The sequence below is a fragment of the Nocardia sp. FBN12 genome (genome assembly GCF_054031145.1).
The window spans coordinates 3,712,299-3,725,376 of sequence record NZ_CM132926.1 but is presented as its reverse complement, the minus strand read 5'-3'; the positions used below and the strand labels follow the sequence as shown (position 1 = coordinate 3,725,376).

Sequence of the window (13,078 nt, the reverse complement as noted above, 5' to 3'; positions counted from 1 at the left end):
ACCGTACGGAGAGTGAGCTGGGTTACAGGCGGGGGGCCACGGCGGTCCGCAGAATCCCGATCGGCGGCCGATGCAGAGCGGCGCCCAGCTGCGTGAGGGCGACCGGCTCGGCGACGACCTCGTCCCACGGGTACTCGCGCACAGTGCGAACCAGGAAGTCGACGGCTCGCCGCAGATGCCGCGGTTCGTAGTTGTGCACGCCGGTGATGGTGAGCCAGCGACGGACCAGTGTTTCCGGGTCGACCGGCAACGGCGGCGTCGGGGCGACCGAACCCGCTAGGACGAGGACGCCGCCGATGTCGAGCCGGCGCAGCGCCGCGTCGATGGCGCTCGCCGACCCGGTGTAGTCGATGGCGACGTCCACGGGATCGGTGTCTGCGGTCGTGGCGCCGAACCGGTGCGCCGTGGTCAGCCGGTCCGGATCGATGTCGACCGCCTGCACCTCGGCGCCGGCCTCGGCGCACGCGGCGACGGCGGTGAGGCCGAGCATGCCCGCGCCGACGACGAGGACACGGCGGCCTCGCAGGTCACCGGCGGCGTCGATGGTGGCCATGACGGTCGCGGTGGCGCACGCGGCGGGCGCGGCCACCGCATCCGGAAGATCCGGTGGCACAACGGCTATCGTCGTTCCGCGCGGCAGGATGATGTGCTGGGCATAGGCGCCCGACAGCGGCCAGTCGCCGTGGAACGGCTCGTGCCCGACCTTGCGCACCGACTCGCACTTGGCGGTGCGCCCGGACCGGCAGCGGGCGCACTTGCCGCAGGTGACGGTCACCGACCAGATCACGCGCTGCCCGACCACGGCCGTCGTGGCCGCACCGACGGCGACGACCTCACCCACGGCTTCGTGGCCGAGGATCGATGGGCACGCGCCGGACCGGCGGCCGGTGACGGTGTGCAGGTCGCTGCCACACACCGTCGCCAGGCGTACTCGCACCAGGGTTTCGCCATCGGCCAGGTCGGGGATCTCGACCTGGCGCAACTCGATGTCCGAGCCGCCGACCCAGATCGCGGCGGTGGTCAGACGAGACGAGAGCGGATCCATCCGGACAACCTTTCGATGGCGTAGACGATCACGAAGATGACGATCACGATGGCGCCCGCGACGTCGAAGTTCAGCGTGCGGATCGATTCGAACAGGAGGAAGCCGATGCCGCCCGCCCCGACGATGCCGAGAATCGTCGAGGTCCGCACGTTGACGTCGAGCAGATACAGCCCGGCCCCGACGATCGCGGGCATCGACTGCGGGAGCACCGCGGCGAACAGCGTCGCCCACCAGCCACCGCCGATCGACCGCACCGCTTCCATCGGTCCCGGCTCGATCTCCTCGACGGCGTCGGCGACCAGTTTGGCGAGGAACCCGACAGACCCGATCGCCAGCGCACAGGTACCGGCTACCGGTCCGAGCCCGAGCGCCGCGACGAAGACCACGGCCAGAATGAGTTCGGGCACCGCGCGGACCAGCAGGATCCAGGCCCGCGCGAGCCAGTACAGCGCGGCGTTCGGGGTCACATTGCGCGCGGCGAGAATACCGACGGGCAGTGAGAACACGATCCCGATCGCCGTGGCGACGACGCCGATCGCGACAGTCTGGGCGGCAGCCTCGAACAGGTCCGTGCCCAGCGCGTCGAAATCGGGCGGAATCATCCGCCCGAAGATCTCGACCGATGGCCCGATCCAGGTGAACAACGAGCCCGGGTTCAGGTCGAGGACCACGAACGCGGCGAGAACCGCGCCGATCAGCAACCCGCTGAAGCCGAAACGCACCGCACGGTCGAAGCCGGGGCGGGTGTGCGCAGGGTCGAGGAGCATCCGCCGGATCGCAATCGACAGCAGTTCCATCGCGGTGATGACGACCAGGATGACCCCGACGATACCGAGCGCCCGCGGATAGATCAGCCCGCGCAGCGCGTCCTGCAACGCGAATCCGATGCCACCCGCACCGACGAATCCGAGCACCACCGACATCCGCAGGTTGATGTCGATCCGATAGACGAAGGTGCCGATCCACGACGGAACAACCTGGGGAACAACAGCATTGAGCATTTCCCGGAAATAGCCGACGCCGGTGCTCCGTACCGCTTCGCGCGGCCCGGGGTCGGTGGCCTCGATGGCGTCGGCGAAGAGTTTGCCGAGCATGCCGATCGAATGCAGCGCGAGCGCGAGGATGCCGGGCAGCACGCCGATGCCGAGAGCCCGCACGAACAGCACCGCGAACAGCAGGTCGGGCATGGCCCGGCAGAAGGTGATGATCGCCCTGGCCACCGCGTAGACGGCCGGGTGCGGACTCGTGTTCCGCGCGGCCAGAAAGGCCAGCGGCACCGAGGCGATGGCGGCGAGAACCGTGCCGAGGACGGCCATCAACAGGGTCTGCACCGCCAGGTCGGCGATCCGCCCCGGATTGTCGAGCCGCGGCGGCAGCATCCGTTCCAGCAGTGCCACCACGTCGTCGGCGCCGTCGAGCAGCGCGGCGGGCGCGAAGTCGATCAACCACGCCGAGATCAGCGTGGCGGCGAGAAAGGCGAGGGCGATCAGGTGCAGCAGACCAGGCCGCGGCCGGATCGGGGGCTTGTCGAGCGTGGTGGTCATGACGGTTCCGGCCGCGCCACGACCGCGGGGTCGACGCGCTGGTAGACACTCATCACGTCGTCGCGGGTCATCCCCACGGCAGGCCGGTCGAGCACCTTCTGTCCATTGCGCAGGCCGACGATGCGATGGGCCCAGCCGAGCGCGAGGTCGACCTGGTGCAGGGTGCACACCACCGTCAGCTTCTCCTCGATGCACACCCGGAACAGCAGATCCATGACGATGGCGGCATTCTCGGGATCCAGCGACGCGACCGGTTCGTCGGCGAGCAGCAGTCCGGGCTGCTGCATCAGGGTGCGCGCGATGGCTACCCGCTGCTGCTGCCCACCCGACAACGTGTCGGCGCGCCGCTGCGCGAAGTCGGCGAGCCCGACCCGATCCAGATGCGTGAGGGCCGCCGCCCGCATCTTCGCCGGATAGGTCAGCGCGCCGTAGCGTGGCAGGGCCAGCTGGGCCAGACCGCCGATGAGCACGTTCTCCAGGCAGCTGAGTCGGCCAACGAGATTGAAGTCCTGGAACACGAACCCGACGTTGCGGCGCAGCGCCCGCAACTGCCGCTTGGACGCTTGGTCGACGCGAGTTCCGCCGACTTCCACGGTTCCCGAACTCACCGGTTGCAGGCCGTTGAGGCACCGCAACAGGGTGGATTTGCCGGACCCGGACAGGCCGAGCAGGACGAGCAGTTCGCTGCGGTGCACGTCGAGCGAGACGTTGTCGAGCGCGAGGGTGTCCCCGAATCGTCGGGTGACCTCACGTGCGGTGATGACCAGATCGTCTCCTGCGACGACCTGTCCGGGAGTGGTCATGCTGCTCAGCCCTTGCACTTCTCGGAGCCGGTGACCGTGCAGACCTTGCGGACGCCGCTGTAGTCGGTGTCGGTGACGGGGACGAAACCCCACGCGCGCTCGTCGGTGATGCGGCAGGCATCGCCGGCGCAGTACCCTTCGCGCTCCAGATTCTCGACGTTGACCTTCTCGGTGAACAGCGCCGCGAGCGTTTCGACGGCCGCGGTGCCCAGCGCGTTGTTGGCCGCGAACACCGACCCCGCGATCATCTCGGACTTCCACACCGTCTTGAGTTCGCCTGCCTTCAGATCGCCCTTGTCGATCATGGTCTTGTCGACCATGGTGTCGAAGGCGAAGCCGGCGTCGCAGTCACCGTGGGCGATGGCCAGCGCCGAGGAATCGTGTCCGCCGGCGTAGATCGGGGACATCCCGGCCGAGATGTCGGCCTCCGCACCGGATTTGATGACCCCGGCCTCGATCAGACCGGCGGTCGGATACAGGAATCCCGAGGTCGAACTGGGATCGACAAAGCACACCTTCTTACCCGCGAAGTCCTTCAGCCCCGTGATCGAACTCGCGTCCGAGCGCGCCAGCCCGTAGGACTGGTAGCCGGGTGTGGCGCCCTTGTTCTTGATGACCGCGCCCACCGGCGTGATGTCGGCACCGTTGACACCGGCAACGACATAGGCGAACGGGCCGAAGAAGGCGAGGTCGACGTTGCCGGCGATCATGCCCTCGACCACACCCGCGTAGTCGGACGCCTGGACGAACTCGACCTTCGAGCCGGTCTCCTTCTCGAGTATCTTGATCAGCGGTTCGTAGCTGGCTTTGAGGTCAGTCGAGTTCTCTGCCGGGATAGCTGCCAGAGTCAGGGTTTCGGGGAATCCCTGCGCGGTCACCGCGCCGGAATCGGATCCCGAACAGCCTGCGAGGGCGAGTAAGAGTGTTGCGGCGAACGCCGCGGCGATCAAGGCGGGGCGGCGCATGCGAATCTTCATGCCCATGACGGTGATCCTTGGTCTATACCAAGACGTGCATGCCGGGGAAGCAGCAGGTAAACAGCAATCGACTTTCTTGGTCTAGACCAAGATTTGATACGCTCGTGCAATGACCGCACCCGCTGAACCCCGAGTGCTCAAACATCAAGTCGTCCGCGCGCAGCTGGATCGAATGCTCGATGACATGCAGGTAGGTGACCCGTTTCCCGCCGAGCGTGAGATCGCCGAGACCTACGATGTCGCTCGCGAAACGGTGCGCCAGGCGCTGCGCGAACTCCTGCTCGCGGGCCGGGTCGAACGCCGCGGCCGCACCACGATCGTCGCGCGGCCCAAGATCCGTCAGCCCCTCGCGATGGGCTCCTACACCGAAGCCGTCAAGTCGCAGGGCCTGACCGCGGGGCGCATTCTGGTCGGCTGGCTGGACCTGGCCGCCGACGAAACACTGGCCGCGACCTTGGCCATCGAGACCGGTGCGCCGATCATCCAGCTCGAGCGCGTGCTGACCACCGACGGTGTGCGGGTCGGCCTCGAGACCACCAAACTCCCCGCCGACCGTTACCCCGGTCTGGCCGATACCTTCGACTACCGCGATTCGCTGTACGCCGAAATCCGCAGCCGCGGAATCACCTTCGAGCGCACCGTCGACACGATCGAGACCGCGCTCCCCGATGCCCGCGAATCGGCCCTGCTGTCGGTGGACACCCGAACCCCGATGTTCCTGCTGAACCGCGTCTCCTACGACCAGAACAACATCCCCATCGAACAACGTCGATCCCTGTATCGCGGCGACCGGATGACGTTCACGGCGATCATGCACGCCGATCAACACCCGCCGAACTGACCGCAACGCAAACAAGTCAGGCCCCCTCGAAAGGGGGCCTGACTTGGTACGGTGGTGCGCGATACTGGGATTGAACCAGTGACCTCTTCCGTGTCAGGGAAGCGCTCTCCCGCTGAGCTAATCGCGCGAGGTGGAGACGGGAATCGAACCCGTGTGCACGGCTTTGCAGGCCGTTGCCTCACCACTCGGCCACTCCACCGTACAAAGGAGGATGGGGCTAGTGCCTTACCTACCTCTCGAGCGGATGACGAGATTCGAACTCGCGACCCTCACCTTGGCAAGGTGATGCGCTACCACTGCGCCACATCCGCATTTACTTCACACTTAGGGGAGCGGCTCGGCCTAGCGGCTCTGCTGCTCTCTGCGGTGCGATGAGAACATTAGCCGACGTTCGACGCAGACTACAAATCGCCTGGTAAACAGGCCTAAATATGAATTACACCCGTGTCACCCACGCCCACCGGACCGATCCGCAGCCCACCGACGCCACCCACTCACATCATGAAACATAGATATGCGCATCTATATGATGCCAGGGTCTTCGGAGCGGAACGTCGATCGCGCGCTCACGCACACACGCGCGCAAGCGCGGGCATCGACTGCCAGGCCCAACCCCGAAACCCCGCTTCACAAGGCGATTTGGTGTCATCCCGGCCCCCCGTGCTAATGTTCCATCTCGTTCGAGCGGCTCAAAACCGCCCGGCGAAGTGTTCGGTCCCATAGCTCAGTGGGAGAGCGTCCGCCTCACACGCGGAAGGTCGCTGGTTCGAAACCAGCTGGGACCACCACAAAGTGCAGGTCAGGCCCCTTTTGGGCTCGGCCGTGCAATACGTGCAATAGCGTTCGGGTGTTGGGCTTGAACGCTGATGCGTAGGGGTACCGAGCACGCTCGACAGGCACGCGGATGTGTGGCGCCCGTCATAATCGCTATCAACTGCCCGCTCCGCTCGATGCGTTGACGCGGGGCAACTTCGGCCAACAAACTGCCGCGACTCGACGCAACTAAGTGTCGAAATGTGGTGTGTCTCAACATATTCCGTTGGGTCGGTCACATTTGCTGCGTTGATGTCGTCGATCGCTATCTGGATCTGCTGTCGGAACCCCCGTCGAGCGTCGGCACGCCGCCGAGATCCGCGCCGCGGCGGAACCGCTGGTCGCCGAGGACATCGCTCACGCCATCGCCTACGCGGTAGCGGCTCTCGCACGGGTGAACCGTGGCCGAGCTCTTGCCCACGCGGATAAGTAGCTCTTACCGGAGCTAGCGCTGATTGTGTCTGTCGCCGCGAAGTGAGATGAACGCTATCGTGCTGCGGCGGCGAGAAGGCCACGTCCAGCAACACCGAGATGATCCAGTAGGCTGCGTGGGAGGTCGTCGTGGACCGCAGGCCAAAGGTGAGCTGATGGTTGGGGCGAGACCCGTGGGGCCGGTCATGACGGTCGTTTCACATCCCGCAGGATGTCACGACGGGTCAGGGTGCGGGCAATGCCAGCGGCCGCGGCGCGTACGGCGTGGATATGTGCGTCGGGCCGGAATCGGGTGCTCGGGCCGGCGATGCTGATGGCGGCGACCGGCGTGTTGTCGCTGCCGAAGATGGGCGCGGCCACGCAGACAAGGCCGATTGCGGATTCCTCGTGCTCGAATGCGTAGCCGGTCTTGCTGACCTGCTGGAGTTGACGGCGCAGTATTCCGGGCGCCACGACTGTATGCGGCGTTCGTCGGGTGAGTGGCTCCGACAGCACCGCCCGGCGCAGCGCGGGATCGGCGTCGGCGAGCAGGGCTTTGCCGATGGCCGTGCAGTACAGGGGGAGCCGGCCGCCGGTGCGCGATGGAGCGCTGGTCTGTTTGTGTCCGCCTATCTTGGCGAGATACACCACGTCGTGGCCGTCTCGTACGCCGAGATGGACCGTTTCGTGGGTACGTTCGTAGAGGTCCTGGATGAACGGCATCGCAATCTCGAGCATGCTGCGTTCCACTGACGCGCGCATGCCGAGTTCGAACAGGCCGCCGCTCAGTCGGTACCCCTCATCGCTCCGATCGAGAAGGCGATTCGTGACCAGGTCCCCGGCGAGCCGGTGGACGGTTGCTTTGTGCAGGCCGGTCCGCCGGACCAGTTCAGCCAGCGGGAGCGCCTGGTCATCGGTGCGAAATGCGCGCAGGATCGTTACCGCCTTGCCCAGGACGGTGCCGACATCGGCGCCAGCGGTCATGGTGTCACAGTATCGCTCAGCGAGACGAAACGGTGGTGGCGTCGAATTGCGGCACGGAGAGTGGGTGCCATGAACGTCTCAAAAAACCCAACGACCTCCGCGACCGCAGGCCGCACTGCCGACGCGGTCCAGGTGCAACTGCGGGCGGTGGCCCAGTTACATTCGGTCGAGCCCGGCCCGACACTGTCCGGTCACCGTACCGTGACCGTGCGCCTGGGAGCCGGAGCATGAGCAAGATCAAAGTCGCGGTTATCGGCTCGGGAAATATCGGCACCGACCTGATGATCAAGGTGCTTCGCACCTCGGCTCACCTCGAAATGGGCGCGATGGTCGGCATAGATTCGGCGTCGGATGGGCTAGCACGTGCTGCCCGCTTCGGCATCCCGATCACTGCCGAAGGCGTCGAAGGTTTGGTTGCGATGCCAGGATTCGACGAGATAGAGATCGTCTTCGATGCCACCTCGGCCAAGGCGCACCTCGCCAATGAGGCACGACTGCGGCCGTTCGGGAAACGGATGATCGACCTGACGCCGGCGGCAATCGGGCCGTACGTTGTGCCCGCGGTCAACGCCGACGATCACGTGGACGCTCCGAACGTGAACATGGTGACCTGCGGCGGCCAGGCGACGATCCCGATCGTGGCGGCGGTCTCCCGCGTTGCTCATGTGGCCTACGCCGAGATAGTCGCCTCGATCGCGTCGAAGTCTGCCGGCCCGGGAACCCGGGCCAACATCGACGAATTCACCGAGACCACCTCCGCCGCGATTGTGTCGGTTGGTGGCGCACGGCGGGGGAAGGCGATCATAGTACTGAATCCGGCCGAGCCGCCGCTGGTGATGCGCGATACCGTCTTCTGCCTCGTCGATGCGCCAGATCCCGTTGTGCACGAACAGATCCGGCAGTCGATCCGGGAAATGGTGGCCGACGTTGCCGCCTACGTTCCGGGTTACCGGCTCGAACAGCAGGTGCAGATCACCGAGATACCGGCAGACCAGCCGGTGCACACGTTGTTCGCCGATGGTCGCCACCCCACCCATCAAGTGTCGGTGTTCCTCGCAGTTGAGGGCGCTGCCCATTATCTGCCCGCGTACGCGGGCAATCTCGACATCATGACCTCCGCGGGCTTGCAGATCGCGGAACGGATCGCCCAGCGGAAGGAACTCGCGCGATGAGCACCACCGTTTTCGTCCAGGACGTCACCTTGCGCGACGGCATGCACGCCGTGCGCCACCGGATCCGGCCCAGCGAGGTACGCCGCATCGTTGCTGCGCTGGATGCTGCCGGGGTCGACGCCATCGAGGTGGCCCACGGTGACGGCTTGGCCGGGGGATCGCTGAACTACGGGCCGGGATCGAATACTGACTGGGAGTGGATCGAGGCCGCCGCCGAGTCGATCGACCGTGCACGCCTGACTACGCTTCTCCTGCCCGGTGTGGGTACGGTCCATGACCTGCGACGCGCATACGACCTCGGTGTGCGCTCGGTGCGGGTGGCGACTCACTGCACCGAAGCCGACGTCTCGGCCCAGCACATCGCCACCGCCCGTGAGATCGGGATGGACGTCTCGGGCTTCCTGATGATGAGCCATATGGCACCCGCGGACGAGCTCGCCAGGCAAGCGATGTTGATGGAATCGTATGGCGCGCACTGTGTTTACGTCACCGATTCCGGTGGGCGTCTGACACTGACCGGTGTGGCCGAACGGGTGCGCGCGTACCGCGACGTGCTCGATCCCGGCACCGAGATCGGCATCCACGCCCATGAGAACCTGTCGCTGTCGGTTGCCAATTCCGTCGTCGCCGTCGAGAACGGCGTCACCCGAGTGGACGCCTCACTAGCAGGGCACGGTGCCGGCGCAGGCAACTGCCCGCTCGAGGCATTCATCGCAGTCGCCGAACTCTACGGGTGGGACCACGGCTGTGACCTGTTCGCTCTGCAGGACGCCGCCGACGACATCGTCCGTCCATTGCAGGACCGCCCGGTGCGCGTGGATCGGGAAACGCTCACTCTCGGCTACGCCGGTGTGTATTCCAGTTTCCTCCGCCATGCCGAGACCGCATCCGAGCGCTATGGCGTCGACGTACGATCTCTGCTGATGGAGGCCGGTAAGCGACGTCTGGTTGGCGGGCAAGAGGACATGATCGTCGATATCGCGCTGACGATGATGGCCGAACGTGACAGTGGTGCAGGGGAACTCGCGGTCTGATCGGTGCGGCGTACAGCGAGCTGGTATTGATGGCTCGCGTGCAGGCGCCGTCTGATCTGTAGTTGCGGCTGATGCGGGCTCGGGCGGAGTCGGCTCGTAGGCCGCGGCCTCTTTCAGGCCGCGGCCGTGGGTGCTGCCCAGACTCGGTGGAACGCTATGGAGTCATTGTGGTTCCAACATCAGCCACTGCGAGGATGGGCTCCACGAGCAATCGATGGCTTCGACGACCACACGGACATCGACGACCGGCTTCGGGGCGCATCCGAACGGCCGAATTCGTCGCGCTGGCAAGCGTTCTGGCTGAACAGTCGAGCTGCCCGAGCCAAGGCGTGTCGTTCGCCCGAATAGGTCGAGCCTCGCGGTAGATCAGGGCCTCGCGCAAGCGCTGGTTCCGGTGGGGGTACTGCTACCAGACGGGTCGGCTGAGCGCCTCCCGACGACGAGCACGGCCGAGCCTGTGGATGCCTCGAGCGGATTCGCTCGGGTCCCACGGGCTCGGCCGTGCCGGTGCGCAATCGGATTGGGAAATGCTAGAACCAGTCGTCGGGTCGGCACGCTAGCTGATCGATGGCAATCGTTGCCGGGGTGGTCTCGTCGATGGCGGCGTAGGCGCCGCGGTAGAACAGCAGGGGAGCGGTTGGGCCGCCCGCCGACAGGGTGGTGACGCGGCCGGTGACTATGTGGTGATCGCCGCCATCGAGGACGTCGCCGACCTCGCAGTCGATCCAGGCGAGAACGTTATCCAGTACAGGTGCGCCGCCGGGTGAGGGGGTCCATCGAGTCTTGGCGAACTTGTCCTCGCCGCGCCGGCCGAAGACGGTGCTCACCTCATGCTGATCGGCTGCGAGCAGATTGACTGTGAAGTGCCCGACACGTTCTATGGCGGCCCACGCGCGTGAACTCTTTGCTGGGCAGAACAGGACCAGCGGCGGGTCGAGCGACAGCGCGGAGAACGACTGGCATGCGAAGCCGACCGGTTCTCCGTTTTCGACTGTCGCGATGACCGCAACGCCGGTGCAGAAGTTGCCGAGAACTCGGCGGAAGTGTGTCGGATCCACGGTGTTCGCTGCAGGTGTCGGGGTGGCCTCGGTGACGGTCGCGGCGATCATGACGCTCACAGCATCCCGCCGTCGATCGTCGCGCCGAACTCTTCGTCGCCAAACATCTTCAGCGCGGCCTCCGGGTCGTTGACGGCATGTACTCGGCCCGTATGCGCGTCCCGCCAGAAGCGCTGGATCGGTGCGCCGGTGGAGATGGCTGAGGCGCCGGAGTTCTCGAAGAGCCGGTCGATGGCGTAGATGGCGCGTTCTGATGCTCGGACCTGGTCGCGGCGCACCTTGGTGCGCAAGGGCATCGGGACCTCGCCGGACCGTGCGGCGGCCTCGATATCGGTGATGTTCGTGGTCAGCTGAAGCCAGGCGGCGTCGATTTCGCTGGCGGCCTGGGCCACCCTGACTTTGGCGAATGGATCATCCTTGGACCGTGCACCACCGTAGACGCGGACCCGTTCCTTCTGGTGTGCGACGTGGGCGTCGTAAGCGCCGACTGCCATGCCGACAATGGGTGTGGTGATCGTCGTGCTCATCAGTGAAAACAGTGGAACGCGATACAGGGGATTGGTGTTGACTGCCTGACCGGGGCACTCGCAACGGAAGGAATCTGCGAAGCTCAGGACCCGATGCTCCGGCACGAAGGCATCATCCACGATGATGTTGTTGCTGCCGGTGCCGCGAAGTCCGACGGTGTGCCACACGTCCTCAATGGTGTAGTCCTCGGCCGGCACCAGCATGGCCAGATTGTCGACGGGCTTGCCGTCTTCACCGAGAATGAGGGCGCTGAGAATAGCGCCGCCGGCATAGGCGGAGCCCGAGGAGAAGCTCCACTTACCACTGAGCCGATATCCGCCCTCGGTGGCGGTCGCCCTGCCCATCGGGGCGTACGCCGACGACATCAGGACATCGGGATCGTCTGCCCACATGTCATCCTGTGCCTGCTCCGAAAATGTTGCGAGGTGCCAGTTGTGGGCGCCGAGGACCGAGGCGACCCAGCCGGTGGATCCACAGGCGCTCGCGATCAGCTTGACGGCGGAGTAGAAGGGCACGAGGCCGGATTCGGATCCACCGTAGCGGGCAGGCTGGAGCATCCGGAAGAAACCGGTCTCGCGGATTTGCTTGATGGATTCGTCCGGAACCATGCGGTTGTCCTCGGATTCCTGCGCGCGTTCGCGCAATGCTGGCAGAAGATCCCTGATGCCGTCGAGAACTTGTTCGGTCATGGCGTGCTCCTGTTCGGTGGCCGTGCAGTGTGTCGGAGGTCTCACTCCTTGTTGCACTAAGCATCACGCTTGGGAGCCATGCCGGACAAATGCCTATTGATCCTTGATCAATGCCCCCAGTGCATAGGCTAGGGGTAATTTTTGATCGACCATTGCCGCTCAGCTGCAGGTAGGTGCCATCTCGCCCGCGATTATCCTCAGGTTGTCGACGAGGGCTGCTGTTGATGGGCTCAGGGTTCGGCTGGCGGAGAGTGTGAGGCCGACGCTGTGTCCGATGGGCTCCAGCGAAACAGGAAGGGGCGTCAGTCTGTTGTCGTCCCTGGCAATGAGACTTGGGAGCGCCGCGATCATGTCTGTTTCCAGGAGCAGTCGCCGCACGGTGAGGAAGGAAGTTGCCTCGACACGATTGTCCGGCAACGCCATTGCATTGCGTACGAAATACTCCTCGAGCTCGCGCCGCAGCGAAGTCTCGGTGCCGGGCAGGATCCAAGGAAACCCACGTAGGTCTTCGAGCGTGAGATCAACGCGATCGGACAGCGGATGGTCCGAGCGTGTGACGAGTTCGATGGATTCCTGATATAGGGTCTTGCGCGTCAAAATTTCGTCGGTCGCCGCCGTGAGTCGGCCGACGATGAGATCGACGCGCCCAGCCTCGAGTTCGACGAGCAACGTCTCGGGAGTTCCTTCTCGCACGATCACGGTGAGCAAGGGGCGCTGGGCTTTGAGTCGGGCAATCGCGACCGGGAGCAGCACGTTGGAGCCCGCAAGGTGTGTGCCGACCGCTACCGTGCCGCGGTCGGCATCGGCTAACTCCATGACATGCCGACCCGCCTGACTCAGCTGTGCCATCACGGCCCGGGCATGCGTGGTGAATGCCTCGCCGAAAATGGTGGGGGTGATACCGCGTGCGCCCCGCTTGTACAGCGAGACACCGAGGATCGTCTCCAGGTCGTGCAGGCTGCGGGTCGCGACAGGCTGGGTCACGTGTAGTGCGGCCGCAGCGCCGACCACGCTACCCTGCCTGGTCAGGGCGTCGACGAGGACGAGGTGTCGCAGCTTCAGCCGCCCGTCCAGCAGTTTGGGCATGTCCACGAGCCGAGCGTATCGGTAAGCCGAGCGCTGCGATAGGTGAAATCGGCGAGTTCGCTGTGAAGCCATGTCCGTTGGGGCATGAGTCCG

Annotated in this window: 11 protein-coding genes and 4 tRNA genes; 4 read left to right on the top strand and 11 right to left on the bottom strand. The window is 65.4% G+C overall.

Translation table 11 applies throughout. The features are described from left to right. Positions 1 to 22: 22 nt before the first annotated feature. From ACWZHB_RS17915 to ACWZHB_RS17900, 4 genes are read right to left on the bottom strand one after another with little or no spacing between them, the layout of a single operon-like run. On the bottom strand, positions 23 to 1,045 hold the full coding sequence (locus ACWZHB_RS17915; protein WP_427903025.1) for a zinc-binding dehydrogenase: 1,023 nt from the start codon (positions 1,043 to 1,045) through the stop codon (positions 23 to 25). Then, positions 1,021 to 2,589 carry a phosphonate ABC transporter, permease protein PhnE gene (gene phnE, locus ACWZHB_RS17910; RefSeq protein ID WP_427903024.1) on the bottom strand — a complete coding sequence of 523 codons (1,569 nt, stop codon included), beginning with the start codon at positions 2,587 to 2,589 and terminating at the stop codon, positions 1,021 to 1,023. Before phnE ends, ACWZHB_RS17915 begins: the two co-directional genes overlap by 25 nt. Then, positions 2,586 to 3,392 carry a phosphonate ABC transporter ATP-binding protein gene (gene phnC, locus ACWZHB_RS17905; protein ID WP_427903023.1) on the bottom strand — a complete coding sequence of 269 codons (807 nt, stop codon included), beginning with the start codon at positions 3,390 to 3,392 and terminating at the stop codon, positions 2,586 to 2,588. Before phnC ends, phnE begins: the two co-directional genes overlap by 4 nt. A gap of 5 nt (positions 3,393 to 3,397) precedes the next feature. Beyond that, positions 3,398 to 4,369 (bottom strand): phosphate/phosphite/phosphonate ABC transporter substrate-binding protein, encoded by a 972-nt coding sequence (locus ACWZHB_RS17900; RefSeq protein ID WP_427909197.1) that lies wholly within the window; start codon positions 4,367 to 4,369, stop codon positions 3,398 to 3,400. Positions 4,370 to 4,478: 109 nt separating this feature from the next. On the opposite strand from ACWZHB_RS17900, the gene ACWZHB_RS17895 reads away from it, so the two are divergent. Continuing rightward, the gene (locus ACWZHB_RS17895; protein WP_427903022.1) at positions 4,479 to 5,210 is read left to right on the top strand and encodes a GntR family transcriptional regulator; all 732 of its coding nucleotides are present in this window, start codon (positions 4,479 to 4,481) and stop codon (positions 5,208 to 5,210) included. Between the two features lie 52 nt (positions 5,211 to 5,262). Here the strand turns inward: ACWZHB_RS17895 and ACWZHB_RS17890 are convergent. The 3 genes from ACWZHB_RS17890 to ACWZHB_RS17880 all read right to left on the bottom strand — a co-directional run bounded on the left by ACWZHB_RS17890 (position 5,263) and on the right by ACWZHB_RS17880 (position 5,521). Next, positions 5,263 to 5,337, bottom strand: a tRNA-Val gene (locus ACWZHB_RS17890). 1 nt (position 5,338) lies between these two features. Next, a tRNA-Cys gene (locus tag ACWZHB_RS17885) sits at positions 5,339 to 5,409 on the bottom strand. Between the two features lie 40 nt (positions 5,410 to 5,449). Beyond that, positions 5,450 to 5,521: transfer RNA gene (locus ACWZHB_RS17880), tRNA-Gly, on the bottom strand. Positions 5,522 to 5,923: 402 nt separating this feature from the next. Between ACWZHB_RS17880 and ACWZHB_RS17875 the strand changes: the two genes are divergently transcribed. Next, positions 5,924 to 5,998, top strand: a tRNA-Val gene (locus ACWZHB_RS17875). 640 nt (positions 5,999 to 6,638) lie between these two features. On the opposite strand, the gene ACWZHB_RS17870 is transcribed toward ACWZHB_RS17875, so the two are convergent. Next, positions 6,639 to 7,418 carry an IclR family transcriptional regulator gene (locus ACWZHB_RS17870; RefSeq protein ID WP_427903021.1) on the bottom strand — a complete coding sequence of 260 codons (780 nt, stop codon included), beginning with the start codon at positions 7,416 to 7,418 and terminating at the stop codon, positions 6,639 to 6,641. Positions 7,419 to 7,645: 227 nt separating this feature from the next. Here ACWZHB_RS17870 and ACWZHB_RS17865 point away from each other — a divergent pair, with 227 nt between their 5' ends. Both ACWZHB_RS17865 and dmpG read left to right on the top strand, forming a co-directional pair. Continuing rightward, a complete protein-coding gene (locus ACWZHB_RS17865; RefSeq protein ID WP_427909196.1) occupies positions 7,646 to 8,590 on the top strand; it encodes an acetaldehyde dehydrogenase (acetylating) in 945 nt (314 codons plus the stop codon). Continuing rightward, a complete protein-coding gene (gene dmpG, locus ACWZHB_RS17860) occupies positions 8,587 to 9,624 on the top strand; it encodes a 4-hydroxy-2-oxovalerate aldolase (RefSeq protein ID WP_427903020.1) in 1,038 nt (345 codons plus the stop codon). Before ACWZHB_RS17865 ends, dmpG begins: the two co-directional genes overlap by 4 nt. 530 nt (positions 9,625 to 10,154) lie before the next feature. Here the strand turns inward: dmpG and hsaB are convergent. The 3 genes from hsaB to ACWZHB_RS17845 form a co-directional block, all read right to left on the bottom strand. Continuing rightward, positions 10,155 to 10,733, bottom strand: coding sequence for a 3-hydroxy-9,10-secoandrosta-1,3,5(10)-triene-9,17-dione monooxygenase reductase subunit (gene hsaB, locus ACWZHB_RS17855; RefSeq protein ID WP_427903019.1), 579 nt, complete (start codon positions 10,731 to 10,733; stop codon positions 10,155 to 10,157). 5 nt (positions 10,734 to 10,738) lie between these two features. Beyond that, a complete protein-coding gene (gene hsaA / locus ACWZHB_RS17850; RefSeq protein WP_427903018.1) occupies positions 10,739 to 11,899 on the bottom strand; it encodes a 3-hydroxy-9,10-secoandrosta-1,3,5(10)-triene-9,17-dione monooxygenase oxygenase subunit in 1,161 nt (386 codons plus the stop codon). A 159-nt stretch (positions 11,900 to 12,058) separates the two neighbouring features. Next, positions 12,059 to 12,991: a LysR substrate-binding domain-containing protein gene (locus ACWZHB_RS17845; RefSeq protein WP_427903017.1), complete on the bottom strand. Its 933-nt coding sequence runs from the start codon at positions 12,989 to 12,991 to the stop codon at positions 12,059 to 12,061. Positions 12,992 to 13,078: the final 87 nt, after the last annotated feature.